The sequence below is a fragment of the Nocardia sp. NPDC050408 genome (assembly GCF_044458905.1).
Classification (GTDB): Bacteria; Actinomycetota; Actinomycetes; order Mycobacteriales; family Mycobacteriaceae; genus Nocardia.
In genome coordinates this window covers 455,391-480,298 of record NZ_JBITIL010000004.1, presented here as the reverse complement: position 1 = coordinate 480,298, position 24,908 = coordinate 455,391, and the positions used below count along the sequence as shown (strand labels likewise).

The window sequence follows — 24,908 nt, the reverse complement described above, 5'->3', positions numbered from 1 at the left end:
TGGCGGCGAATTCGCGCAGCCCATCGCTGCTGATCCGCTTCCGCGGCACGCCAATTGCCATTGACCGCGGTGGCGATGCCCGCCGACACGCCTCGAAGCCCTGGCCGACATCCAGCGCCCCGCCTTCGGCGAACGTGTCCGCCTCCACCACAGCCCTGCGACCACGACACCTAGGCGGTCGTGGTCTGTGCCGATGCCATCAGGAACTCGATCCGCGCGATGCGCAGGCGCGGCTGCCTCGCCCGACGATCAGCGAGTGACCGGTCGGATCCGTCGTTACCAAGCAGAACGCCGATCGGCGATTTCGGTCAGCGCGCGATCGCGCTGCTCGACCGGCAACTCTTCGGCGGCGGCGCGGACCGCGTCTATCGCGGATTCGGAGAGCACGTCCAGCGCGCCGCGATATTCCGACCACAGATCGTATTCAGCTGTGGCCCACAGCATTTCGATGATCTTATCTCGAGAAGCCAGGTTGACGAAGCGTTCCAGCTGTGCGGCATCGTCGACGAGGTGGGCCGAGCGGACGAGTGCGACGCCATCGAGTGCGGATTCGGTGGCGCGGGCCGCGGTATCGGAGATCGAGGCAACCAGATCGCCGAGGGTGATCCAATCTTCGCGTGCCGCGAGCTCTTTGCCGACCGCGACAATAGTCGCCTCGGGCAGAGCACCGATTATGGCCGCGGAATGGCGTGGATCGAGTCGGGCGGCGATATCGGCGAGAAAGTCGACCGGCAGACGCTTGGCAACCTCTACCGCGTGTGACGGGTCGAGCACGCCCGACATCCGGGCCGCGAGCAGCGCACCGCGGCTGCGCGCGACCATTTTCGCGGTGATCGGCGTCGGAATCACCTTGGACGCCTGGGCAACCCGATGCAGTCCAGCCTCCTGTCCGGCCACGAACAGATCCGTGACCTGACGGCGGAACTCACGCAGATCCGCATCGGGTACGTCGGCCAGATAGGCCAGCTGTTCGACCGGAACACCCAGTGTCCGGGCGAGTTTCAGCAATTGCGCCGTCACAGTCCGGCCGCCTTCTTGACCGGGCCACGCAGGAAACGCGGCAGAAAGTCGAGCATTCCGAGGGCCGCGGCCTTGAGCTCGTCGGCCTGCCGCCATCGGGCATCGACGACCGCCTGGGCGAGTTCGGCTTGGTGCTCCGGGCTCAGCGCGGCAATGCCAGGGGGTAGATCCTCGGATATCAGTTCCGCCAGCGTGTGCTCTGTCATGGTTGCCTCCGTCGGGCACATCGGGTTCATGATCACAGTGGGGCGATTTACGGCTCGATGCAAGGAAACGGTGCTGTTCGGGGCATTGCCGGGGTCGTATGCCCTAACGTCGGAGCATACGACCGAGTCGTCGATCGATCGGTCACGGGTGGATCGGTGGTCGCCATGGGTATCGAGCACACAGTGGATATCGCGGTGATCGGCGGCGGACTGGCCGGATTGACGGCGGCTCGGCAGTTGCGTCGCGACGGATTCGATGCGGTGGTCGTCGAGGCGCGGGATCGGGTGGGTGGTCGAACGCTGAACCATCCGATCGGGGACGGCAAGATCGTCGAGGTGGGTGGGCAGTGGGTCGGTCCCGGTCAGGATCGGGTGCTGGCGCTGATCGAGGAATTGGGACTGGAGACGTTTCCCACCTACACCGCCGGTCGGCACCTGTTCGAACATCGCGGGAAACTGCGGCGCTATCGCGGTCGGATTCCGTTGATCGCCTCCGCCGCACTGCTGGATGCCTATATCGGTCTGCAGCGGTTGGATCGAATGTCGCGCGCGGTGCCAGCGGCGGCACCATGGTCGGCGGCCCGGGCACGGCAGTGGGATGCCGAGACCGTCGAGTCGTGGATGCGGCGCAATCTACATTCGGAGATCGCGCGCCGGGCTATCACGATGGTCTGCAAAGCGGTGTGGGCCGCGGACCCTGCCGACGTGTCACTGCTGCATCTGCTCGCCTATCTCAATGCCGGTGGCGGTGTGGATTCGATGATCGAAACCGACGGTGGCGCACAGCAAACCCGGATCGTGGGCGGTTCGCAGCGGATCGCGCTGGCGCTGGCGGAGCAGTTGGGCGAGCATGTGCTGTTGAATACGCCGGTGCGCAAGATCGAGCAGTCCGAGGGGGCCGTTGTCGTACACGGCGATGAGATTCGAATCCTGGCCCGCCGAGTGATCGTGGCAATGAGTCCAGCGCTGGCTGGCCGGCTGCTGTACTCCCCCGCGCTGCCAGCCGATCGCGACCAGTTGACCCAGCGCATGCCGAACGGCTCGGTCATCAAGACCATGGCCGTGTACGACGTACCCTTCTGGCGTGCCGATGGCTTGTCCGGGCAGGTCACCGCCGCCACCGGACCGGTGAAGGTCACCTTCGACAACTCCCCGCCGGATGGGAATCCCGGTGTGCTGCTCGCCTTCCTGGAAGGCGGCGATGCCCGACGACTGGGCCGCTACCCGCGCGAAGAACGCCGCGACATCGTGATCTCCAGTCTCACAAGGTTTTTCGGCCCGACGGCGGCCACACCCATCGACTACATCGAGAAGGACTGGTCCGCCGACGAGTGGACCCGCGGCTGCTACGGAGCCTTCATGCCACCCAACACCTGGACCGAATACGGGCCGGCCCTGCGCGCACCGATCGGCCGAATCCATTGGGCTGGAGCCGAAACCGCGACCATATGGATGGGCTATATGGATGGAGCGATCCGCTCGGGGGAGCGAGCCGCCGCCGAGATCACCGCGTTGGTCACTGGGGACCGAAAGCCCACAGCGGTGGGCTGACCTCATCTCGCAGTCGAGCGGATGAATTCGGCGCGCCACCGTTGCGTCTCGTGATTCGCTTCGATCTCCACTGCCCGAAGTCCCTCAGCCGCAAACGAATTGACCTCCGACCAGGTCAGCGGCCACGGCGGTCCACTGACCTGCTCTCCCTCCGCTCGGATTCCGGCGATCACGATCAACTGACCGCCCGGTGCCACGGACCGCCGGATATTGGCGATCGCGGTGTCGCGCACCGACACCGGCATCGACTGCACCGTAATCGACTCGACGACCAGATCGAACGCATTCCGCCACGCGGCGGGAGGATCCAGCAAATCGGCCACCACATACTCCACGGACGACTCCGGAAATCGTTGTCGCACTTCGGCAATCGCGGTCGGTGAAATATCGAAGGCGGTGCTCAGGAAGCCGAGCCGCGCGATGTACTCCGCGTCCTGCCCGTACCCGCATCCGATCACCAGTGCCCGACGCCCGACACCGTCCGCAGCGCGCCGCTCGGCCCACTCGACCAGCATTGGATTGGGCTGATCGCGATCCCACGGCACGACCGCGTCCCCGGCGGCCGCCTCGGCATACAGCCGCTCGAACCACCCCGTCGGATCGTCCTTCGCAATCGACTCCGCGGCCAACCTGCTGGCATCGGCATCTCGATTCACAGCCATCCAGCCAGTCTCGCACGAGGGCCAGAGCGCTCACGACCGCTTGATGACCCGGACGCGCTGCCACACTTCGACGACGAGCAACTGCCGTTCCTGGTCAACTCTCGCCAGATAGCGATCGACTCGGCGTCGGGCAACCGGCCGACATCAGCTGCAGCCGCGCCGGAAGGCCTCGGCGACCTCCGCTCGCTCGCTGAGGATCTGGCGGCGGCGGTTCACCATGGTCTCCGCTATCGAGGCCTTCGCGACGAGGGCACGGTAGAGGGCGACGGCGTCTTCGATAGCATCGCGAGCGCCTACGCCCGCAGCGGGGCTGATGGTGTGATCGGCATCGCCACAAGGATTACGTCATCTCGGGGTGGGCGCGGATGCGTAAGCGGCACACGGCTCCGGCGAGTATCGCGTCCGCGATGCCGCCGCCGATGATCGTGACCATGTGCCTCCTCAGGCCGGTGCGGACTGCTAGGCCACCGGTTCGGCTACCGCGCCGCCCTTGCCGAGCTTGGTCATCGCCAGATAGCCGCCGCAAACCAGCACACCCCAGACCACTCCGACGATAATCGCGGTACGCCCGCTCTCGGTCCAGAACAACAGGACGACAACCAAACCCAGGAAAGCCAGCGCCAACCAGGTAGTGATCGGAGCACCGGGCAGCCGGTAATCGCTGGCGGGCAGTACGCCGCGGCCGACCTTGGCGCGATAGATCAAGTGGCACACCAGGATTACGCCCCAGACGAAGATGATGCCGATGGTGCTGACCGAGGTGATGTAGTTGAACGCCTTATCCGGCGAGATCACATTGACGATCACACCGATGACCATCGCGGCCGCCGAAGCGGTGATGCCGACATACGGCACCGCGCGCGAACTCAGCTTGTTCAGCCCCGCAGGCGCCTCCCCGTGCAGCGACAGCGTCCGCAGCATGCGACCGGTGGAGTAGATGCCGGAATTGCACGACGACAGCGCCGCGGTGAGCAGCACGAAATTGATGATCCCCGCGGCACCCGGAATACCGATCTGCTGGAAAACCTCGACGAACGGGCTCTTACCCGCGTGGAAGTTGCGCCAGCTGGCCACCGACATGATCACCACGAGCGCGCCGACGTAGAACAGGCCGATCCGGAACGGCAGGGTATTGATCGCCTTGCGCAACGTCTGGCGCGGATCCCGTGCCTCGCCCGCGGTCACGCCGACCAGTTCGACGCCGACGTAGGCGAAGAGCACGATCTGCAGCACCAACAGCGACTGTCCGAATCCGTTCGGGAACACACCGCCATCGGCCCACAAGTTGGTGACCGTCGGGTTGGCGGCATGACCGAAGCCGATCGTCAACACCCCGATGCCGATGAGGATCATCGCGACGATCGCGGTGACCTTGATGGCGGAGAACCAGAATTCGCCCTCACCGAACAGCCGCACCGAGATCAGGTTGGCGCAGAACATGACCGCCAACACCACCAGCGCGGTCAGCCACGGCGCGATATCGAACCAGTACTGCACATACTTCCCTGCGACGGTGATCTCGGCCATACAGGTCGCCACCCACACCGCCCAGTACGACCACCCGGTGACGAATCCCGCGAAGCGCCCGAGGAATTCGTGCGCGTACTCGGCGAAACTGCCCGAGATCGGCCGGTAGGTCAGCAACTCCCCCAGCGCTCGCATGATCACGAAGATCGCCAGACCCGCCACGAGATAGGCCAGGATCAGCCCCGGCCCCGCCTGCTCGATCGCGCCGCCCGCACCATAGAAAAGGCCCGTGCCGATCGCACCACCGATCGCGATCATCTGAATGGTCCGCGGGCTCAGCCCCCGGGAGTAGCCCTCTTCACCGGATACAGCCGGGTCGGTGGGCGCCGATTCAGCTTGTAGCTGACGGTCAGAGGCTGTCATGGTGCGGTCCTTCGCCTGGAGCTCGAGATCGATCAGCCCGTCACGCTACCGGCCGCACCACCGGACTGCCGCACGACCCGAACCACACCGCGATCAGTGCAGGCGGAAGCCGTGATTCGCCAGGGACTCGCGGAGCCGCTGGCGGCCGTTGAGGCTGGCGGCGGAGGCCAGGCGGGCCAGGACGCGTTCGGTCCAGGAGTGCGCGAGTTGCTGTTCGGCATAGAACTCGGCGATGCGGTCTTCGTAGGCCGCGACGTGGGTGCGTTGAGTGGGGAGGTCGTAGGTTTCATGGTGGAGTACGGCCGGTTGTGGGAGGCGCGGTTTGACGCGGGCGTCCTCACTCGGATCCGGGTGTCCGACAACGAGCCCGAAGACAGCGAACACCTGCTCGGGCAGTTTCAGTTCCGCCGCAACCTGTTCCGGATTGTTGCGGATCGCACCGATATAGACGGTCCCGAGGCCGAGGGATTCCGCGGCGACGACGGCATTCTGCGCGGCGAGGGCAGCGTCGATAAAACCGACATAGCTCGATTCGAGGTAGTCGGCTCCGACCAGCGGCGCTTCGCGATCGTCGGCGAGTTGGCGCAGCCGGGCGAAATCGGCGGTGAATACAAGCAGCACCGGGGCCTGTTCGATATGCGCCTGCCCGCCGGCGAGCGCGGCGAGGCGGGCCTTGCGCGCCGGATCGCGGATCGCGATGACGCTCCATACCTGCAGATTGGAGGAGGTCGGCGCGGACTGGGCCGCGGAGATGAGCAGGCGCAGGGTGTCGTCGGAGACCGGGTCGGCCAGGTAGCGGCGCACCGAGCGGTGTTCGTGCAGCACCTGCAGCACCGGATTCCACTCGGCGGGCTCGGTCGGATTCGGATCCCGATAGCGCTGCTGGACGGCGATGGCGGGGCTCGGCACGGTCTGCGTCATGCCGATCATCCTGTGACATGTACGGTGCGCCCGTCTGCGGTAACCCTCAGCATGAACCGAACCGGGTACGGTTGGTAAGGCAAGCCTAATTAGAAATAGTGGAGGTTACCTTGGCACGACCCCGCACCACTCTGACGGTGCAGCGCACCGAGCGGCTGACCCCGCATCTGATCCGGGTGCATTTCGGCGGACCCGGATTCGCCACGTTCCGGCCGAGCGAGTTCACCGACTCGTACGTGAAGTTCATTTACCCGCGCGACGGGATCGATGTGCTGCGCACCTACACCGTGCGCTCGGTCGATCCGGATGCCGGTGAACTGGCCGTGGACTTCGTCTACCACGGCGACGAGGGCATTGCCGGCCCCTGGGCCGCCTCGGTCCGGCCAGGCGACACCATCGACTGCTTCGGACCGGGCGGAGCCTATGCGCCGCGCGCCGACGCCGACTGGCACCTGCTGGCCGGTGACGAGGCGGCACTGCCCGCGATCGCGACCGCGCTGGAAGGGATGCCCGCCGATGCGGTCGGGTACGCGTTCGTCGAGGTCGCCGGACAAGATGACGAACTGAAGCTGGACAAGCCGGCCGGCATCGAGCTGACCTGGCTGCATCGCGGTGCACGCGAGCCGGGCGATGTGCTGGCCGAAGCCGTGCGTGCGGCAACGTGGCGCGATGGCCAGGTGCAGGTCTTCATCCACGGCGAGGCGCGCGCCGTCATGCAGGATCTACGCCGCTATGTCCGCCGCGAGCGTGGCATCTCCGCGGACTGGGCGGCCTCGATCTCCGGCTATTGGCGGCGCGGCCGCACCGAGGAGGGCTTCCGCGAGTGGAAGGCCGAATTCAAGGCCCAGGACACCGAGGATGCGCCGACCAGGTGAACGGCCGAAATCCCATGGCGAGCGGATGTTCGCCGGTCGCCATGGGATTTCGTGGTGTCGCTACTGCTGATTCGCGCGCAGCGCCTCCTGCACGAACTGCGTCGTGTAGGTCTTCGACAAATCGATGCGGTCCTTGACGGGCGCCACATTCTTCGAATACTTGCCGAGCACGTTCAGCACATTCTCGGCGCCTTCGGATTTCATCAGGCCGGTGCCGTTGAACATGCCGATCGAGTCGCGGATGGACTGGACATAGAGATCCCGGCCCGCACTCGCGTATTGCGAGGGCATCTTGTCGGCGATCTCCTCAGCGGTGTGCGTCTTGATCCACTGCAGCGTCTGCACGAAGGCGGTCGTGATCTTCTGCACGATATCCGGATGCGCGTCGACGGTATCGCAGCGCATGTACAGCGACGATGCCGGATACAGCCCGCCCAATGCCGCCCGGGTGCCCTCCTCGGTCCGCATATCCACCAGAATCTTCGCCTCACCGGAGTTCACCATGGTGGCGACCGTCGGGTCGGTGGTCATGCCCGCATCGATGCCGTTGTGGTTCATACCCGCGATAAAGGTCTGTCCCGCACCGACTTTCACGCGCGTGTAGTCGGCGGTGGTCATCCCGACCTGCCCGGTCAGCGCCTGGGTGAGGAAGTCGGTCGAGGAGCCGAGCGAGGTCACACCGAGGTTTTTGCCGCGCAGATCAGCCAGCGATTTGATACCGGCCGCATCCGCCTTGGAGACGAGTTCCACTTCGCCCGGCACATCGGCGAATTGGACCACCGAGGTCAGGCACTGGTCCTTGGCCTGCAGATCGATGGTGTGGTCGTAGAAGCCGACCACGGCCTGCACATCACCGGTCAGCAACGCGGTTTCGGCACTCGCGCCGGACTGTTCGCCGAGCAGTTTGACATCGATATCGTTCTTCTCGAAGAAGCCGAGTTTCTCGGTGAGCATGGCGGGCAGGTAGATCACCTTCTCCAAACCGCCGACCATAATGGTGATCTGGGGCCGCCCGTTTGCCATCGGAATGGTTCGGGAGTCCCGACAACCGGTCGCCAGCAGCAGTGCCGCGATGACTCCGAGAATGATCGTCAGATGTTTGACGTACCGCATGATCAGATCCCGTGGCTCGAAGTGGCCTGCGACGGACGCCATTTCAGCAATCGGCCCTCCGCCGCACTGATCGCCCATTCGGCAAGCAGAGCGATGACGGTGATGATGATCATGCCCGCGTAGATACCGGCCGAATCGAAGGTGCCCTGGGCATTGCTGATCAGCAGACCCAAGCCCTTACTGGCACCGGCATATTCACCGACGACCGCGCCGATCAGCGCGAAACCGAAGGCGGTGTGCAGGCTGGACAGGATCCAGGTGGTCGCGCTCGGCAGCACGATCGAGCTCAGCACCTGACGCTTGCTCGCACCGAGGATGCGAGCGTTATTGATGACATTGCCGTCGACCTCACGCGCACCGGTGAAGGCATTGAAGAATACGGCGAAGAACACCAGCACCACGACCGTCGCGACCTTCGAGCTGAGCCCGAGACCGAACCAGATGATGAACAGCGATGCCAGCACGATTCGCGGAACGGCGTTGAGCGCCTTGATGAACGGCGCGAGCACCTCGGCCCAGTACCGGCTGCGGCCGAGCAGCGTGCCGAGAACGACACCGGCCACCGCGCCGATCACGAAGCCGAGCACCGCTTCCTGCACGGTGGTGTACATCTGCAGCCAGATTGATCCGAACTGCGTTCCCTCGGTGAACCATTCGACCAGCCGGTCCCAGATCAGCGAGGGCTTGGAGTAGAAGAAGGGGTCGATCCACAGCGTGGCGGTGAGCTCCCACGCGCCCAGCCACACCGCGATCAGCGCTATCCGCAGACCCCAGGTGCGCAGCCGGTTGCGGCGCAGGTTGGTCCGCACGCGTGCGAGAATCTGCTCCTCGGTTTCGATTTCGACCTCGGGCGCGGACTTCGCCGCATCTTCGAGCACGTTATGCGACACGGGAGGCTCCCTTGCCTCGGGCTGCCTCGACCTGATCGCGCAGCGTTTCCCATATTTCCTTGTAGATATCCCGGAATTCGTTGGTGAGCCGGACCTCCTCGACATCGCGCGGACGCTCGAGCGAGACCGGGAAGTTGCCGCAAACCGTGGCCGGGCTGGCGGTCATGACGACGACCCGGTCGGCGAGCACGATGGCCTCTTCCAGATCGTGGGTCACGAAGATAACGGCCGCGCCGGTGCCCGCCCACACGCGCAGCAACTCGTCCTGCATCAGCTGCCTGGTCTGCACGTCCAGCGCGCTGAACGGCTCGTCCATCAGCAGAATCTCGGGATCATTGACCAGAGTTTGCGCCAGTGCGACGCGCTTGCGCATACCGCCGGAGAGCTGATGCGGATAGTAGCTCTCGAATCCGGCGAGACCGACCTTGTGCACCCAGCCGCGGGCCTGTTCGCGTGCTTCGGCCTTGGACTTGCCGCGCAGGCGCGGGCCGAGCGCGACGTTATCGATGACGCTCTTCCACGGCAGCACCGCGTCCTGCTGGAACATGTAGCCGATGCCGTCGGGGATGCCGTGGACATCCTTGCCGCGCACCAGCGTCCGCCCGGCCGAGGCCGGCTCCAGCCCGGAGACCAACGACAACGTCGTCGACTTTCCGCAGCCCGTCGGGCCGACCACGGCGACGAATTCGCCGGGTCGCACCGCGAGGTCGAGATTGCGGACGGCAGTGTGGATTCCGCCGCCGGTGCCGGGGAAGCGCTTCGTCGCGCTCCGCAGCTCGATGAGTGGTTCGGTCATTTTTCTTGCTCCTAGCGGATCAGGTAGAGCGAACCTACGTGGGCCCGGTCACACTTCGAGGCTTGTGCGCACAACCGGCGCAAACGACCGATTCGAAGGTTGTGCGCATTCTGCTCACGCCCGTCTGCGTGGTTTATGCTGCGGAAATGGCCAACGACGGCAGAGCACAACGGCGCGCGACCGGACACTTCCGGTTGCGTACCCAGGTGCTGCTGCTGCAGATCGTGATCGTCTCGGTGACCCTCGGCGCCGCCTTCGCGGTATTCGGCTACGTCAGCGGCCAACGACTCAACGACCAGTACGGGCAGCGCGCACTGGCTATAGCGCGCAGCATCGCGGCCGAACCGGTGGTGCGCGAGGAGGTCACACGGTACGCGCCCGGCACGGTGACACCCGAGCTGCGGGCGGAGCTCACCGCGGGACCGCTGGAGCGGATAGCCATCGATACGACGCAGCGCACGGGCGCACTGTTCGTGGTGATCACCGACGATGCCGGAATCCGGTTGGCGCATCCGGACCAGACACGACTCACCGAACATGTGAGCACGGATCCGTCGGAGGCGCTGGCGGGCCGAGAGGTGATCGTCAAGGAGCGCGGCACGCTCGGACCATCGGTACGTGCGAAAGTCCCTGTGATGGAGGCTGACTCGGATCGCATTGTCGGCGCGGTGAGCGTCGGTATCCCGACCACCGCGATTCGCGAGCAGTTACTCTCCGATCTGCGTGCCGCGGCGCTGTTCATCGCCGCGGCGCTGCTGATCGGCATCGCGGGTTCGGCATTGCTGGCGCGGCGCTGGCGCGGATTGACGCTCGGACTCGAGCCTGCCGAACTGGCCGAACTGGTCCAAGGTCAGGCGGCGGTGCTACACGGCATCGGCCGTGGTGTGCTTGCCGTCGATTCCGCTTGGCGCACAACATTTGTCAATGACGAGGCGCGGCGGCTGCTCGGGATCAGCGCCGAGATCGGCAGGCCGGTCGACGAGATCGGTTTGACGCCACGGGTGCTGGAGGTCTTCCGCGCGCTCGACGAACAACCGACACCGGCCACCATCGGCTCGCATATCGTGGTGGTCGCGGCCCGGCCGGTTACCCGTGACGGACGCGATCTCGGTGCCGTGCTCACCGTGCGCGATCGCACCGATGTCGAGGCGTTGACCCGCCAACTCGACGCCGTGCAATCGATGAGCACCGTACTGCGCGCCCAGCGTCACGAGTTCTCCAACAAGATGCACCTGCTCAGCGGACTGCTGCACGGCGGCCGCACGGGGGAAGCCTCGCATGTCATCGATGAGCTGATCGGTGCCGGTCCACTCGGCGCGGCAACACCCGGCATCGATGCGATTCACGACGCGTATCTGCAGGCCTTCCTGGCGGCCAAGGCGGCGCATTCGCGCGAGAGCGGTGTCGAACTGGTACTCGGCCCGAATACCTGGGTGGACGGCAATCTCGCCGAACCCGTCGATGTCACCACGGTGCTCGGCAATCTGCTCGACAATGCGATCGAGGCGGCGCGGATCGCCGACAATCCCACCAAGCAGGTGGAAGTCGAACTGGTGCAGGAGGATTCGTCGCTGCACATCGCGGTCGCGGACAGCGGTGACGGTGTCGCGCCCGAAATGATCGACACCCTGTTCACCGAGGGCACCTCCACCCGCGAGGATCGCGGTGTGCCGGGCGGGCGCGGCGTCGGCCTCGCGCTGATCCGCCAGATCGCCCGCGCGCACGGCGGCGATGTCCGGCTCGCCAGTGCGCGTGGCGGTGCGCCGCCGCTCACCGGTGCCGAATTCATTGCCCGAATCCCCGGAGTACTCGTAGACAGCGAAATGCCATGGCCGCAACAGATCTGACCGTGCTGGTGGTGGACGACGACTTCCGCGTGGCCAATCTGCACGCCGGAATCGTCGAATCCATAGCGGGTTTCACCGTAGCGGGCACCCCGAATACGCTGGCTGGCGCGCGGGAACTCAACGCCGCCAATGCGATCGATCTGGCGCTGGTCGATGTGTATCTGCCCGATGGTTCTGGCATCGATCTCGTGCGCGAATTGCACTGCGACGCCATGGTATTGACCGCAGCCACCGAAAGCGCCACCGTTCGAGCCGCATTCGCCGCCGGCGCACTCGCATATTTGGTGAAACCCTTCCCACACACCATGCTCGCGGCCCGCCTGGCCGGATACGCCCGCTATCGCCGCACCCTCGCCGCACCCCAGATCGATAACGCTGCCATCGAGGCCGCACTACAGGCGCTGCGCCCGACCTCGACGCCCGCCGCGGCCACCGTCATCGCCTCCCCTACCAAAGATCTTGTCCTGCACACCATCCTCGAGGCCACCACACCCCTGTCCGCCGCCGAGGTGGCCACCGCCATCGGCATCTCCCGCGCCACCGCCCAGCGCTACCTCGCCGCCCTGGTCGCCACGGGCACTGTCCAGATGCGTCTGCGCTACGGCACCACCGGCCGCCCCGAACAGGAGTACACCGCCGTACCGCGCCGCTGAATACCCCTGTCGGTCTCGACCGAAATCGGAGACATTAGCATTAGGCGTGCCTAACCTTAACCAGGTTGGGCGAGTTGTGTGAGTGAGGATCGACAAATGCATGGCCGCGACTTGGAGCGGCGCCGATGACGGCGCTGGTAGGCGGGGTACATACCCGGCACGGTTTCGCGATCCGGACGGTCGCCACCTGCGCCGCGCTGGTGACGGCGATCTGGCTGTCGACCCAATTGCACTGCACGCCGGCGCTGCACCATGCGGCGCTGCTCATCCACCTGGCATCGCTGGTCCTCGGCTTCGGTGCGGTGTTGGCGGTGGACTATTTCGCCGTAGCCTGGGTGCTGCGCCGCACACCCCTGCGCGAAATGCTGACCGTCGCCGATCGCCTCCAACTGCCCATCTGGCTTGGCGTCATCGGTCTGGTCGCCAGCGGTGTACTCCTGGAACCGAATATCGCCAACCACGCCACCCAGACCAAAATGGCACTCGTCGTCGCCCTGACCCTGAACGGCCTACAAGCATCCCACTTCACCGACCGGGTCGCGGCTCGCGGCGGAATCCTCGACCGACCACTGATCGCCCGCGGCGCGATAACCCTGCTCATCTCCCAGGCCTGCTGGTGGGGTGCGCTCTGGATCGGCTTCTGGAACACCACCAACCGCGCGTGATCCTCGGTTCGTACCGCTGAGCGCCACGCTCGCACCGACGCCGATGATCATCAATCCGCCGGTGGTGCCGACGGATTCGAGGCGGCGCGTGACCGGACGAACCACGCCCGCGCGGCACCCGCGATCATGGCCCACATGCCGCCGGAAATATTTGGATGCCGAGCGCGATCGCCCCGAGCGTCAGCAACTGCAATGGCTATGCGCCGGTGGCCGGGTCGGCGAACTGCGGTAGGACGGCGGCGAAGAACACGATGGTCTTCGGATTCGTCGCGCCGACGACCACACCCGCCTACCGCTTCGACACGGCCGAGCGCCCGCGCCGCGGACGACGCCGCAAGGCGGAACTCATCGGTCCCGTGGGATATCGGTAGACCGCAGCCGGTATTGAGACGGGTGCGCTATTGCTGCCGATCCGCGTGCTGGAGGCAGAGCGAATCCGATGCCGATTACACGGAGCGACCGGATTCGAAAGTCGTTCGGTCCGCGAGCAATACGGCAAAGGTGAGCGCCCACGCACCCATGGCAAGCACGAGCAGTAATTCGCCGAGCGTGCGCAGTGCGGGCAGGTCGGTGGCCGCACCGGTGGCCAGCGTCGCGACCGCGGTCATGCCGAGCGGGAAAACCCTGGCCCAGCGCCGGATGTCGTATTCGGGTCGCGGACGGATCACCTCCGCGACCATCAGGATCGCGTAGCCGAACAGGTTGATGCCGAGGACGGTCAGCGCGACCACATCGAGCAGCCGATGCGCTGTGCCGGTCCACCGATATGCGCCGGCGAGTTCGGCGGCGGCCAGCGTCGAAATCGCGAGCGCACCGGTGGCGACCCATTGGTCGCCCGCACCGATCCACACGTGCCGAATATCGAAATGGACCAATGCCGCTACATAGAGCAGCACACCGACACAGAACAACGCCAACGCCAACCAAGCGAGCCAATTACCGACACCGGCCAGCGCCAGTGTCCCCGCCAGCACCGCGAGGCCCTCGGTAGAAACACAAACCAGGAATGCCGCGCCCGGCATCCGCCGATTCCGATGCCGCAGCACCGCGAGCAATAATCCCGGCCAGATCGCGGCGGCCAGCACCAATAATGCGAAGGCCGCAATCTGCCAGCCCGATAGCGATAACCGCGTCCCGATTACCGTCGTCGCCGCGACCCCGGTCAATGCGGGCAGAGTATCGGTCTCGGCCTCCCACTGCGAACGATGCCACAGCAGCCGCTTGCCGAAATCGATCGGGACCAACACCCATACCGCGGCCGCGAGCGCGAATATCAGCCATGAGACGACCTCGAATCCGGTGAGGTGCAGCCCCACCGAAATGATTGCGGTCGCCATGACGAATGATCCCGCCACCGGGGGTAGCTCCTGCCACCATCGCTGTGCCACTCGGATATCACATCTCGAAACGCGATCTTGGTCAAGCAACTCGGTAGCAAAGCGATTTCGGCGAGGCGGCCGCGGAATGCTGCGCAATTGAGTTTTGATGGAGCCGGTTAGTCGCGCACACCGTCCGAAGATAGGTGGCAGGACTCATGACTGAACCGGATACTTCAATTCGCAATACGTTGCGCAGCGATCAATTTGAGGCGGTCACGGAGGGCGTCGCTGTCCGGACCGAAGATTTGGTCGTCGATGTCTACGACTACGCGGATGGCGCGACGGGCGAGGGCACGGCCGTCGGGGGTGACTTCGATGCGGAGGATGCGGGCGTCGTGGGGATCGGGGTGGCGGGTGAGCAGGGTGCGGTCTTCCAGGACGCGGATTACGCGGGAGCCCATCATGCGGTCGGCGCCCGCCATGTCGACCACCTGTTGTTGGGTTGGGCGTTCGCCCTGTCTACCGAGCCAGCCGGCGGAGGCGAGCAGGTTGAATTGGGTGAGGGTGAGGCCTAGGGGGCGCAGGTTGCGTTCGACGGTGGCTCGCCATTCCAGCGCGGCGTGATGCAGCCAGAACCCTGGACTCATCAGTGGGCCTTGTGGTTCAGCCATGTTCGCCCTCGAGTCGTCGCGCCTCGAGTTCCAGCGCCGCGAAGGTCGACTGCATATCGGTGCGAATGCCGCGCTCCCAGATCAGCCGGAAGATCGGCCGAAACGGGCCGTGCACCTCCATCCGCTTCGCGACGCGCACGGTTGCGTCGCCGAGCGGTTCGTAGGTGTAGTGACCGCGGATCTTGCCGAACGGAATCCCAGCCTCACTGGTCCACGAACGCCCCGAATCGACGGCTGTGATGGTGAACGGACCAGCCGGTGCGCCTTTCGGTTTCACCCATCCGGTGGTTCCCGGCGCGAACGGTCCGTCGATCCGAGCCTTCTCCTCATGCGGATCCCAGGACGGCCAATTGGCCACATCGGTGGCGGCCCGCCAGATCTCCTCGATCTCGCCGGAGATAACGGCTTCTTCATGGATCACATACATCGGACAACTCCCTGATCAGGACAATTCGTTGTTGCGACAACAGTATCTGTTGTCGCAACAACAAGTCAAGCGGTCCGGTAGCGTCGCAACGATGAGCCTGCAGGTCGCCATAGTCGGGTACGGACTGGCCGGGTCGGTATTCCATGCACCCCTGATCGCCGCGCAGCCGAGGATGCGGGTGGCGGCAGTGGTCACGGGGTCGCCTGAGCGAGCGGAGCAGGCGCGGCGCGAGCACCCGGGGGTGCGGGTGCTGGCGAGCGCCGACGAGTTGTTCACCGATATGGCGGGTATCGATCTCGTGGTTATCGCAACGCCGAATCGAACGCATGCGCCACTGGCTCGACAGGCTTTGGACGCCGGGCTGCCGGTGGTCGTCGACAAACCGTTCGCGGTGAATGTGGTCGAGGGCGAGGATCTGATCGCGCGGGCCGAGCGCGCCGGTCTGGCGCTGTCGGTATTCCAGAACCGGCGCTGGGACGGCGATTTCCTGACCGTGCGCCAGCTGATCGCGGATGGGCGGCTCGGCGAAGTGCGCCGTTTCGAGTCCAGGTTCGAGCGCTGGCGTCCGGTGCCGAAGGGCGGCTGGCGCGAAGTCGGTTCCGCCGACGACGGCGCCGGACTGCTATTCGACCTCGGCAGTCACCTGATCGACCAGGCGGTGACGCTGTTCGGTCCCGTGCGCTCGGTCTACGGCGAACTGGACCGGCGGCGGCCGAATATCCAGACCGATGACGACGCCTTCGTCGCACTCACCCACAGCTCGGGTGTCCGATCGCACCTCTGGATGAGTGCGGTAACTCCGCAGCTAGGGCCCCGCTTCAGGGTGCTCGGTTCCGAAGCCGGTTACCTCACTTACGGATTGGATCCGCAGGAGGCGGCACTGCGGTCGGGCCACCGCCCTGGGGACGGCCCTTGGGGCACAGTCGAACCCGAGCGGTGGGGAAAGGTGGGCGCGGAACCCACCGTCGAACCGGTCCCCACGATCGCGGGCGACTACCCCGCGTTCTACGACGCCATGGCCGCCGCACTCCTCGACGGCGCACCCGTTCCGGTCGACCCACACGACGCCGTCACGACCTTGCGATTGCTCGACGCCGCCCGCAGATCGGCGGATCTCGGAGAGCTCGTCACCACCTGACCGGCTCGCAACGACTCAGCGAAGCTCGCCGCAGCCGGATAAGGTGCGGCGGTGCAAACAGCGGAATTCGTCGAGCGCGGCGCCTCCATCGCGGACCGGCTCACCACAACCCAGGCCGCGCCACCATGGTGGTTGGTCCTCGCAACCGCCGTCGCGGCCCTGATTCTGGTCGGATACAGCCCGCTGTGGCGGATAACCCGCAATGTGGTCACCATCGCGCACGAGGGCGGCCATGCGCTCACCGCGCTGCTGACCGGCCGCAGGCTCAACAGCATCACACTGCACTCCGACACCTCCGGCCTAACAGTATCGAGCGGAAAACCCTACGGCCTCGGCATGATTCTGACCGCGATGGCGGGCTATCCGTCGCCACCGCTGCTCGGTCTCGGTTTCGCCGCCCTCCTCGGCGCCAACCGGATCACCCTCATGCTCTGGACCGCGATCGCCCTGCTCGCCGCCGTCCTGATCAAGGTGCGCAACATATACGGGCTGCTGACGGTATTCGGCTTGGGCGCCATCGTCTTCGCGGTGTCCTGGTTCGGGACCGATACGGTGCAGGCCGGTTTCGCATATCTCGGCGCGTGGTTCCTACTGCTCGCGGGCACCCGGCCGGTGATCGAATTGCAGCGTGGGCGGGTTCGTCGCTGGAATATGCCGCAGGGCGCGGATTCCGATGCCGATCAGCTCGCCCGGCTCACTCACATCCCCGCGCTGCTGTGGGTATTCGTCTTCGGTGCGATCGCGGTGGCCGCGCTGGTCGGCGGGGCGCTGCTGCTGTCGGAGGCCGCGGGTGTCTGCATTCCCAATGTCTCCGGCGCAGAGTGCACCACACCGGCCCTGCCCACCAGATAAGTCCGGTACGCCGCCAGACACAGCGCAAGCCACAGCGCGCCGATACTCCAGCCGCCGAGCACATCGGTCGGCCAGTGCACGCCCAGATACCAGCGGGAAAGGCCAACGGCCACAACGAATACGGCCGCGACGGTCACGACGATGCGGCGGGCGGCCGGGCGGTGCGATCGCGAAATCACCACCGCGGCAAGGAGTCCGATCACCACGATCGATCCGAGACTGTGACCGGACGGAAACGCCTGATTGGTCTCGGTGACCAGACGATCCGCCTCGGGCGGGCGAGTGCGTCCGACGAGATGTTTGCCGACCACGACGAGCACGCCCGCACCCACGGTGGCGACGCCGGCCAGTACGGCCTCCGGCCACCGCCGACGCCAGGCCAGCACGAGACATAGGACCACCGCCAACCCGGTCATCGCCAGCGTGCCACCCAAGTCGCTGACCCTGATCGCGACCGGCGTCAGCAGCCCGTCACGCCGCTGGACCACCCAATCGGTCCCCGGCTGATCGATCGCGGTGATCCCGTCGTGCCCGAGCACGCTGCCGGTAATGGCGAAGACCATCGTGGTCAGCACCACGATGCTCCAAACCGGTAGCGGACGACTTGTCATACCTCCACCATGCCAGATTCGCAGCTGTGAGATTGCTGAGTGTCCGGCCGAGTATCTACCGGACATACCGATCCGATGTCGTAGGGTGTTGGCCGTGAATCGATGGCCGGACCACGCCAGCACCGGACCGGACGAGCACTCGCCAGTGGCGGAGTTGGCTCGCGCCCTGATCGACGCGATATGCGATACCGTCGCGGGCTGGCTGCATCCGTTCGCGGGTGCGGCGACCGTACCGCTGCTGCTGCTCACCCCACTGCTCATTCTCGGCGTGGCCTGGCTGGCGACCCGAGTCGTGCGTCGACGCACGAATACCTGAGTCAGCTCGACTGCCAGGCGGTTACCGCCTCGCGAACGAGTTCGGCAGGATCCTGCGTCGCATCCACCGTGATGCCGAATTCATCGGAAGCCAACGGCTGCAAGGCGGCGAGCTGCGAATCGAGCAACGTCGCCGGCATGAAATGACCACGGCGAGTCTGCATCCGGCGGGCCAGTTCCGCGCGCGATGCGGACAGATGGACGAAGAACGCCTCGGGTGCGGCAGCACGCAGCCGATCGCGGTAGCCGCGCTGGAGCGCGGAGCAGCTGACCACCCCGCCGCGCTCGCGCCGCTCTCCAAGCCACGCCGCCACGATATCGAGCCACGGCGCGCGATCCGCATCCGTCAGTGGCACACCGGCCGCCATCTTCTCGATATTCGAAGCCGGATGGAAATCGTCGCCCTCGGCGTATTCGACCTGCAGCGTGTCGGCAAGCAGCGCACCGACCGTGGACTTTCCAGATCCGGAGACGCCCATTACGACCACGATCGGCCGATCTGGCCCGGCCGTCACCCGGCCACCATCCCTCGTCGAATCGCTGCGCGATGCTCGTGTCATACGAGACCTCCACTCACCACGCCGACCCTATCGGTAGCCCGCGCTACGACGCCGCGAGGACGAAAGTCTCGGCAACCTTGTCATGCCAGCCCTGCCGAGCGACATGATCGAAATAGGGCGACACCGCACAGACCACCCCCCAGATACCGCACAGAACGCTCGGCAGCACGAGAGTCGCCCAGCGCATCAAGGCCGCCGCCGCGCCGATACCTTCTCCCGGCGCGTCGGCGGTTTCGATCCGCACGACCCGAATGCCGAGCGCCTTCTTCCCGAAGGTCGCGCCCTGTGTCGCGGTCAAGCCGACTTCGTAGGCGATGCAGGCGAGCAAGCCGAGTACGACAACCAGCAGCGTGGTCCCCCCGCCGAATCCGGGATCAGTATCGACGGGGAATTCACTCGACGAGTCGGTGCTCACGACCACGACGGCGGCGACAATACCGATCGGTATGCCGACGATGACGGTATCGATGAGCCGCGCGCACAGCCGGGTCCGCATACCCGCGAGCCGATACCGACCGGAGGGGATGGTGAGGTAGTCGGTACTGGGCGTGCTCAAGATTCCCCTCCGTGTGTGATTGCCGACGGCCGCGGGAACAGGAGTCGACCCGCCGAGCTCCCCTCCACATGGCCCGGCCGGCGTGATTCCTGTTCCCGCTCGACGACCGGACGTTATGCGGCGGCGCGAGCACACAGCTAACCGATCGGCATGCCGAGTGGCGCATCTGCGCAGTTCACGGGGCACTCACCGGAATTCCGGACCGGAATACCTTTATGTCGGCGCGGTTGCGGTAGCTTGATGCTCGCAACGCCGCGCATGCCGCAGGAGGGGGAATGACTGCCATCAGGGGGATGGTTGCCGCTGTGCTCGTTGTGTTGGCGATGCCCAGCGTCGCGCGGGCTGAAGAACCGGTCGATATCTTGCAGGCGGGTGCCGACGCCGGTGTCGCGAGCGGTTATCCGGGCGTCATCGGTCTGGTCCGGAACGGATCCGAAACGCGCTACGTGCACGCGGGCTACGGCGAGATTTCCAACCGCACCCCCGCCGACCCGAAGGCGCGGTTGCGCATCGGCAGCTTCACGAAGGCGTTCGTGGCAGTGGTACTGCTGCAACTGGAAGCCGAACATCGACTGTCCCTCGACGACCCCATCGACCGCTGGATTCCCGGCGCGGTGCCCGACAGTGCCGGTATCACCGTCCGCCAGTTACTCAATCACACCTCCGGCCTGCCGGAATACACCGACGATCCGAGGATCTCGCTGCCCTATATCGCTGGGGTCGAGAGATGGCCTGCGTGGTCACCCCAGGTGGAAGTCGATATCGCGCTGCAGCGGGGTCGGACCGGAGCGCCCGGCGTGGGGTTCTCCTACGCCAATACCAACTATGTCCTCGCGAGCATGGTGATCACGGCCGTAACCGGTCGACATTCGGCCGACGAAGTGCACGAACGCATCATCGAACCGCTACAACTACGCGACACCACCTACCCGGTCACCGACCCGAACCCGCACGGCAACTGGCTGCACGGCTACACCTGGCAACGGGATATCTCGGTCGCCGATCCACAGATCTACGGCGCGGCGGGCGCGATGATCTCCACCCTGGACGACTTCGCCACCTTCACCCACGCCCTGTTCTCCGGCCGCCTGCTGCCACCCGCGCAACAGACCGAGCTCACCACCACCGTGCCGACACCCGATGCGGGCAGCGGCTACGGACTCGGTGTCCTGCATGCGCAGGCGCCATGCGGTCCGGTCTGGACCTACCTCGGCCGGACGCTCGGCTACGACAATCGGCTCGTCGCCAGCCCGGACGGCAGCCGCATCGTGCTGCTCACCGGCAACGAATTCCACTACCTCGCCGACAACGCCTCCGCCGCAGGGTTTCTCGACGATGCCGCGACGCGAACCTTTTGCGCGCTGTATTCACCCACCCCGCCGCCTCCGCAAGCTCCGTCGGCTGCCACCCCCTCTGATCAGCAGGGCGGACGATAGGCCATCCGCGGCAGATGGGCCCGCCATACCTCGCGGGTCAATACCGCGCGACCGACATCGCAGATGCGCGCTACGGCGTGTTGCGGATCCAGATCCCACATGCTCAGCACGCCATTGCCGGTACCGACCAGATATCGCCCCGCCGGATCGAAGGCCAGCTGCCAGCTCGTGGTGCTCGGCACAGTGATCGAATGGCCGAGCGGTTTCGGATGCGCACGGTCGGTGAAATCCCAGATACGAACCGTCGAATCCGCGCTCGAGGTCGCCATCGTCGCGCTGTCGGGACTGAAGTCGACGGACAGGATATTCAAACCGTGTGTCGCGATCGGCTCGCCCAGTTTGCGCACCGCGGCGGGATCGGAGATATCCCAAGTTTGCAGGGTGTCGGCCGCGAGACTGACCAGAGTCTTATTGTCCGGCGTGATACCGATCCAGCCGAACGGTTTGGTCGGCTCGCTCGGAATCTCGCTCACCACACGGGGTTCGGCCGGATTCGACATGTCCCAGAGTCGGATGACGTATCGATCCTGACCGGTGTCCGTCCGATCCGAGGACATGGTGGCCATCAGCTCGTCGCCGGAGCTGAACATGGCGAATGCGCCCCCGCTCCCGGTGGCCAGCGGCATCCGGCGACCGAGCGGCACCGGATGGGCACGGTCGGCCAAATCCCATACCTGGAACGACCAGGCCGCATCGTCGGCAATGGTCCACAGATAACGACCGCCCGGACTGAACATGGCGGCGAAGACGCCGGGCAGTTCCGCGACCGTGTGCGCGTGCGCGGGATCGCTCACATCGTGCAGCAGCACGCGTGGTGGCGATCCGACCGTCGAGGCGGCCATGTGCCCGTCTCGGCTCAGCGCTGCTCCCGCCGCGTACTGCACGGTGGGGCCGGGCCCGATGTCGGCGAGTTTGCGCAAGTCGGCGCGATCGTGCACATCCCACAGTGCGGCTCGGCCGTTGATCGCACCGGTCACCATGGTGCCCTCGGTGCTGAATGCGGGCGAAACCGGCAACCAACCGAGTCGCCCGGGGAGCACAGCGGGCGCCAGCGACCAGAGCCGAACCATCCCGAGGGCGCCCCCGGCCGCGACGGTATGCCCGTCCGGAGCGAAGGCCAGCGAGTTCTGCGCGTCCTGACAGACCAGGATGGTACCGACCTCGGGACACGGTGACGACGATGCCAGCAGCGGTTCGCCGAGCGGCCTCGGATCGGCGCGGTCAGCGATATTCCACACCGTGACACCGTTGCGGTTGCCTGCGGCGAGGACGTCACTGTCCGGGCCGAACGCGAGCGAGCGCACCGCCGAATCGGCAGTCGCGAGTAGCGAACTGCGGAAGACGGGCCGGACCGGATCGGCGATATCCCACAGTCCGACGGTGGCATCGCCGGTATTCTGCGCCCACGGCGAATCACCCCCACTGCCGACCGCCAGCGTCACACCGTCCGGGGCGATCGCCACCGCCTGCACCGGCCGCGCCGGAATCGGAATCGGCGCGCCCAACGGCGCAGGAGCATCCCCGATGGTCCAGAGTTGGATCGCATCGTCGTATCCGATGGCGAGCCATGATCCCTTGGGGTGGAACGACATTGATCGGATCGGTTGCGGAATCGGCAGCGGGGCACCGATTTTCGTCGGTGCGGCAGGGTTCTGCAGATTCCACAGCGTCACAGTGCGATTGTTGTCGGCCGCCGCGAGCACCCGACCGCTCGGACCGAAGGACACCCGGAACACACCCCCGGCGATCGGGGCCGCTGCCGGGGCCGGATGTCGTGGATCCTCGACATTCCACAGCCGTAATGCCCCGCCGCAGGCCGCCGCGAGAAGTTTCCCGTCGGGGCTGAACGTCACCGAAGTCGCCGCGGCTGCACAGTTCAGCGGCGTGCCCAGGGGCTGCGCACGCGCGCGATCGGCGAGATCCCACAACCGGACCGTGTGGTCCTCACCCGCCGAGGCGAGCAGCGCACCGCCCGGTTGATATGCGACCTGGTCGACCGCGCCGACATGGCCGGACAGCGCAGTGGCCATCGGTAGATTCTGAGTGCTCAGCAATCGCGAATTCACGTCCGGGTCATCGGGTTCGAGGCGATGGGCGACCAAGGCGAGTTGGGCCGACAGGGTGGGATCGGTGGTGCGCAGGCTCTCGGATTCGGCGAGCACCGCCGACAGCAGGGCATTGTCGCGCTGTTCGTCCTTCAACCGGACCTGGCCGTAGGCGGCGATGCCGAGGACCAGCACACCGACGCCGAGCAGGGCGAGCACCGCACGGGTCGCGGCGGCCCAGCGTCGTGATTTGGTTCGAGAACTCTGTGCCGCGGTGAGGAATCCGGTCACCGCTTCGGTGGCCGGATGCCGGTCGGCAGCTTCTTTCGCGGTCGCAAGCCGGGTGCCGCGGTAGAGCAGGGCGGGATCATTGCCCGAGGAGGACCAGTCCGCCGCATCGGCTTCCAACCGTTGGCGCACCAGATAGCCGACGCGGTCCTCCTCGATCCAGGCCCGCAGTCGGGGCCAGGCGCGCAGCACGATTTCGTGGGTGAAGTAGGCGCTGTCGGCATCGGAGGTCACCAGCCTGGCGCGAAGCAGAGTTTCCAGCACCGCATCGGCGGCCTCGGAATCCACTGCACGGGTGATCAATTCGGCGCGGGCGGCGCGCCGCCTGGTGTCGTGACCGTCCGGACCGACGCTGACCAGGCTCAGCAGCAGCGGTTCGGCCTCGATCCGCTGGGTGACGGTGAGTCCGTCCCAGGCCTGTTCGGCCGTCGCCGCGACCGAACCCGTGACCCCGCCCGCCTTGCGATAGCCGGCAACCGTCAGGCGTAGTCGTTCCCGATGTTCCCAGGTCGCCACCATGACATGGGAGAGCAGTGGCAATGCGCCGGGATCGTAGCTGCGCCGGTTCTGGTGATCGCCGAGGCCGCAGAGTTCGGTGACCACCAATTCGACCAAGCCTGCTTCGAGTTCGAGTCCCGCCGCCGAGGCCGGTCCGGTGATGGCCTCGGATAGCTCGCTCAGCCGCATCGGGCCGAGTACATAACCCCGGTTGTTCAGTACGTCTTCGAGAATCGGATAGTCGAGGCAGGGTGCGTAGAAGTCGGCGCGGACAGCCAATACTACGGTACCCCAACGGTTTTCGTGAGGTGTAGCCAGATCCGCCAGCGCAGTGAGGAAATCCTCGCGCTCTTGCTCGTCCTGGCAGGCGGTGAACAATTCCTCGAACTGGTCCACGATCAACAATCCGTATTTGCCGATCGCCCAGTCGGCGGGAACCGCTTCGGCCAGCGCAGTCCGTGGTTGCGCGCCGGGAGTGACAGTCGTTATCTGCCAATCTTTTTCGATCTTCCGGACCGCCGGGATCAAACCCGCGTGCAGCAGCGAGGATTTACCCGCACCCGAAGCGCCGACCAGGGCGACCATGCCGCCCCCGGCGGCGTCGAGCGTGCTCAGCACCAGTTCGGTGAAGTTGGTGGTGGCGCGGGTGCGTCCGAAAAACCATGCGGCATCGTCGGATTGATACGACGTCAATCCCCGATAGGGGCAAACGGCGGTGGCCGGATCGTTGTCGGGTTTCCATGTGACGGCCGCCTGCCACAGCCGCCGCCATTCCTGTAGATCCACCAGTTCGCGCTGCACGGGCGCGGCCGACTTCTTGGCCAGATCGGTCAAGGTCAGCAGAATCGGCAGCAGCGTTTCGAATTGCGCCGGGACATTACGGCCGGAGCGCCAGTCGCTGATCCGCTGCAGCGATGCGGTACCGCCCTTGGCCGGTCCGCGGGTAGCCTTCATCCGCGCCTCCGCCGCAGCGGCAACCTGGCGCAGTTTCGGATTGCCCGCAGCCTCGAACAGACTCATCAGACGTTGGGCGAATACCGATCTCGGCGAAACACCCCTGCGTAGATCGGATTCCGATTCGACCGCGCCAACCACCGGCCAAT

At 65.8% G+C, this 24,908-nt stretch carries 24 protein-coding genes and 2 pseudogenes; 10 read left to right on the top strand and 16 right to left on the bottom strand.

Annotated elements, in window-relative coordinates; translation table 11 throughout:
* Positions 1-276: 276 nt before the first annotated feature.
* Positions 277-1,020 (bottom strand): hypothetical protein, encoded by a 744-nt coding sequence (locus tag ACIBJI_RS15515; RefSeq protein WP_364343765.1) that lies wholly within the window; start codon positions 1,018-1,020, stop codon positions 277-279.
* On the bottom strand, positions 1,017-1,226 hold the full coding sequence (locus ACIBJI_RS15510) for a hypothetical protein (protein ID WP_364343768.1): 210 nt from the start codon (positions 1,224-1,226) through the stop codon (positions 1,017-1,019). The genes ACIBJI_RS15515 and ACIBJI_RS15510 overlap by 4 nt, the downstream gene beginning before the upstream one ends.
* Positions 1,227-1,391: 165 nt before the next feature.
* Between ACIBJI_RS15510 and ACIBJI_RS15505 the strand changes: the two genes are divergently transcribed.
* Entirely contained in the window at positions 1,392-2,777 is a 1,386-nt protein-coding gene (locus tag ACIBJI_RS15505; RefSeq protein ID WP_396955368.1) for a flavin monoamine oxidase family protein, read from the top strand.
* A 2-nt stretch (positions 2,778-2,779) separates the two neighbouring features.
* On the opposite strand, the gene ACIBJI_RS15500 is transcribed toward ACIBJI_RS15505, so the two are convergent.
* From ACIBJI_RS15500 to ACIBJI_RS15485, 4 genes and pseudogenes are all read right to left on the bottom strand, one after another.
* Positions 2,780-3,439 (bottom strand): class I SAM-dependent methyltransferase, encoded by a 660-nt coding sequence (locus ACIBJI_RS15500; protein ID WP_364343774.1) that lies wholly within the window; start codon positions 3,437-3,439, stop codon positions 2,780-2,782.
* Positions 3,440-3,583: 144 nt separating this feature from the next.
* Positions 3,584-3,760, bottom strand: a pseudogene (locus ACIBJI_RS15495) (hypothetical protein); the annotation flags it as partial.
* 138 nt (positions 3,761-3,898) lie between these two features.
* A complete protein-coding gene (locus ACIBJI_RS15490) occupies positions 3,899-5,329 on the bottom strand; it encodes an amino acid permease (protein WP_397084585.1) in 1,431 nt (476 codons plus the stop codon).
* A gap of 93 nt (positions 5,330-5,422) precedes the next feature.
* Positions 5,423-6,250, bottom strand: coding sequence for an NADPH-dependent oxidoreductase (locus ACIBJI_RS15485; RefSeq protein ID WP_364343780.1), 828 nt, complete (start codon positions 6,248-6,250; stop codon positions 5,423-5,425).
* A 110-nt stretch (positions 6,251-6,360) separates the two neighbouring features.
* On the opposite strand from ACIBJI_RS15485, the gene ACIBJI_RS15480 reads away from it, so the two are divergent.
* The gene (locus ACIBJI_RS15480; protein WP_364343783.1) at positions 6,361-7,125 is read left to right on the top strand and encodes a siderophore-interacting protein; all 765 of its coding nucleotides are present in this window, start codon (positions 6,361-6,363) and stop codon (positions 7,123-7,125) included.
* Positions 7,126-7,185: 60 nt separating this feature from the next.
* On the opposite strand, the gene ACIBJI_RS15475 is transcribed toward ACIBJI_RS15480, so the two are convergent.
* Genes ACIBJI_RS15475 through ACIBJI_RS15465 form a run of 3 tightly spaced genes read right to left on the bottom strand, consistent with a single transcriptional unit; the run spans position 7,186 to position 9,924 of the window.
* Positions 7,186-8,238 (bottom strand): ABC transporter substrate-binding protein, encoded by a 1,053-nt coding sequence (locus ACIBJI_RS15475; RefSeq protein ID WP_364343786.1) that lies wholly within the window; start codon positions 8,236-8,238, stop codon positions 7,186-7,188.
* A 2-nt stretch (positions 8,239-8,240) separates the two neighbouring features.
* Positions 8,241-9,128, bottom strand: a complete 888-nt coding sequence (locus ACIBJI_RS15470; protein ID WP_364343789.1) for an ABC transporter permease — start codon at positions 9,126-9,128, stop codon at positions 8,241-8,243.
* The gene (locus ACIBJI_RS15465) at positions 9,118-9,924 is read right to left on the bottom strand and encodes an ABC transporter ATP-binding protein (protein ID WP_364343792.1); all 807 of its coding nucleotides are present in this window, start codon (positions 9,922-9,924) and stop codon (positions 9,118-9,120) included. Before ACIBJI_RS15465 ends, ACIBJI_RS15470 begins: the two co-directional genes overlap by 11 nt.
* A 146-nt stretch (positions 9,925-10,070) precedes the next feature.
* On the opposite strand from ACIBJI_RS15465, the gene ACIBJI_RS15460 reads away from it, so the two are divergent.
* From ACIBJI_RS15460 to ACIBJI_RS15445, 4 genes are all read left to right on the top strand, one after another.
* Positions 10,071-11,771: a sensor histidine kinase gene (locus ACIBJI_RS15460; protein ID WP_364343795.1), complete on the top strand. Its 1,701-nt coding sequence runs from the start codon at positions 10,071-10,073 to the stop codon at positions 11,769-11,771.
* On the top strand, positions 11,753-12,424 hold the full coding sequence (locus ACIBJI_RS15455) for a response regulator (RefSeq protein WP_364343798.1): 672 nt from the start codon (positions 11,753-11,755) through the stop codon (positions 12,422-12,424). The genes ACIBJI_RS15460 and ACIBJI_RS15455 overlap by 19 nt, the downstream gene beginning before the upstream one ends.
* Positions 12,425-12,549: 125 nt before the next feature.
* On the top strand, positions 12,550-13,089 hold the full coding sequence (locus tag ACIBJI_RS15450) for a hypothetical protein (protein WP_364343801.1): 540 nt from the start codon (positions 12,550-12,552) through the stop codon (positions 13,087-13,089).
* Positions 13,090-13,244: 155 nt separating this feature from the next.
* On the top strand, positions 13,245-13,460 hold the full coding sequence (locus ACIBJI_RS15445; RefSeq protein WP_397084582.1) for a hypothetical protein: 216 nt from the start codon (positions 13,245-13,247) through the stop codon (positions 13,458-13,460).
* A 75-nt stretch (positions 13,461-13,535) separates the two neighbouring features.
* Here ACIBJI_RS15445 and ACIBJI_RS15440 read toward each other — a convergent pair whose 3' ends face one another.
* The 3 genes from ACIBJI_RS15440 to ACIBJI_RS15430 all read right to left on the bottom strand — a co-directional run bounded on the left by ACIBJI_RS15440 (position 13,536) and on the right by ACIBJI_RS15430 (position 15,506).
* The gene (locus ACIBJI_RS15440; protein WP_397084580.1) at positions 13,536-14,444 is read right to left on the bottom strand and encodes a tellurite resistance/C4-dicarboxylate transporter family protein; all 909 of its coding nucleotides are present in this window, start codon (positions 14,442-14,444) and stop codon (positions 13,536-13,538) included.
* Between the two features lie 197 nt (positions 14,445-14,641).
* Positions 14,642-15,055 carry a MarR family transcriptional regulator gene (locus ACIBJI_RS15435; RefSeq protein WP_364343810.1) on the bottom strand — a complete coding sequence of 138 codons (414 nt, stop codon included), beginning with the start codon at positions 15,053-15,055 and terminating at the stop codon, positions 14,642-14,644.
* A gap of 16 nt (positions 15,056-15,071) precedes the next feature.
* Entirely contained in the window at positions 15,072-15,506 is a 435-nt protein-coding gene (locus tag ACIBJI_RS15430) for an SRPBCC family protein (protein ID WP_364343813.1), read from the bottom strand.
* A gap of 91 nt (positions 15,507-15,597) precedes the next feature.
* On the opposite strand from ACIBJI_RS15430, the gene ACIBJI_RS15425 reads away from it, so the two are divergent.
* Together ACIBJI_RS15425 and ACIBJI_RS15420 are read left to right on the top strand one after the other, a co-directional pair.
* The gene (locus tag ACIBJI_RS15425) at positions 15,598-16,644 is read left to right on the top strand and encodes a Gfo/Idh/MocA family oxidoreductase (protein ID WP_364343816.1); all 1,047 of its coding nucleotides are present in this window, start codon (positions 15,598-15,600) and stop codon (positions 16,642-16,644) included.
* A 51-nt stretch (positions 16,645-16,695) separates the two neighbouring features.
* A complete protein-coding gene (locus tag ACIBJI_RS15420; protein WP_396955359.1) occupies positions 16,696-17,496 on the top strand; it encodes a M50 family metallopeptidase in 801 nt (266 codons plus the stop codon).
* Positions 17,497-17,510: 14 nt separating this feature from the next.
* On the opposite strand, the pseudogene ACIBJI_RS15415 reads toward ACIBJI_RS15420, so the two are convergent.
* Positions 17,511-17,912 (bottom strand): annotated as a pseudogene (locus tag ACIBJI_RS15415) (phosphatase PAP2 family protein); the annotation flags it as partial.
* Positions 17,913-18,201: 289 nt separating this feature from the next.
* Here ACIBJI_RS15415 and ACIBJI_RS15410 point away from each other — a divergent pair.
* Positions 18,202-18,423, top strand: coding sequence for a hypothetical protein (locus tag ACIBJI_RS15410; RefSeq protein ID WP_364343822.1), 222 nt, complete (start codon positions 18,202-18,204; stop codon positions 18,421-18,423).
* Between the two features lies 1 nt (position 18,424).
* On the opposite strand, the gene ACIBJI_RS15405 is transcribed toward ACIBJI_RS15410, so the two are convergent.
* Both ACIBJI_RS15405 and ACIBJI_RS15400 read right to left on the bottom strand, forming a co-directional pair.
* Entirely contained in the window at positions 18,425-18,901 is a 477-nt protein-coding gene (locus ACIBJI_RS15405; RefSeq protein ID WP_364343861.1) for a gluconokinase, read from the bottom strand.
* 124 nt (positions 18,902-19,025) lie between these two features.
* Positions 19,026-19,538 (bottom strand): RDD family protein, encoded by a 513-nt coding sequence (locus tag ACIBJI_RS15400; RefSeq protein WP_364343825.1) that lies wholly within the window; start codon positions 19,536-19,538, stop codon positions 19,026-19,028.
* A 275-nt stretch (positions 19,539-19,813) separates the two neighbouring features.
* Here ACIBJI_RS15400 and ACIBJI_RS15395 point away from each other — a divergent pair, with 275 nt between their 5' ends.
* Positions 19,814-20,974, top strand: a complete 1,161-nt coding sequence (locus ACIBJI_RS15395) for a serine hydrolase domain-containing protein (RefSeq protein WP_397084576.1) — start codon at positions 19,814-19,816, stop codon at positions 20,972-20,974.
* On the opposite strand, the gene ACIBJI_RS15390 is transcribed toward ACIBJI_RS15395, so the two are convergent.
* Positions 20,956-24,900 carry a hypothetical protein gene (locus ACIBJI_RS15390; protein WP_397084574.1) on the bottom strand — a complete coding sequence of 1,315 codons (3,945 nt, stop codon included), beginning with the start codon at positions 24,898-24,900 and terminating at the stop codon, positions 20,956-20,958. The genes ACIBJI_RS15395 and ACIBJI_RS15390 overlap by 19 nt on opposite strands.
* Positions 24,901-24,908: the final 8 nt, after the last annotated feature.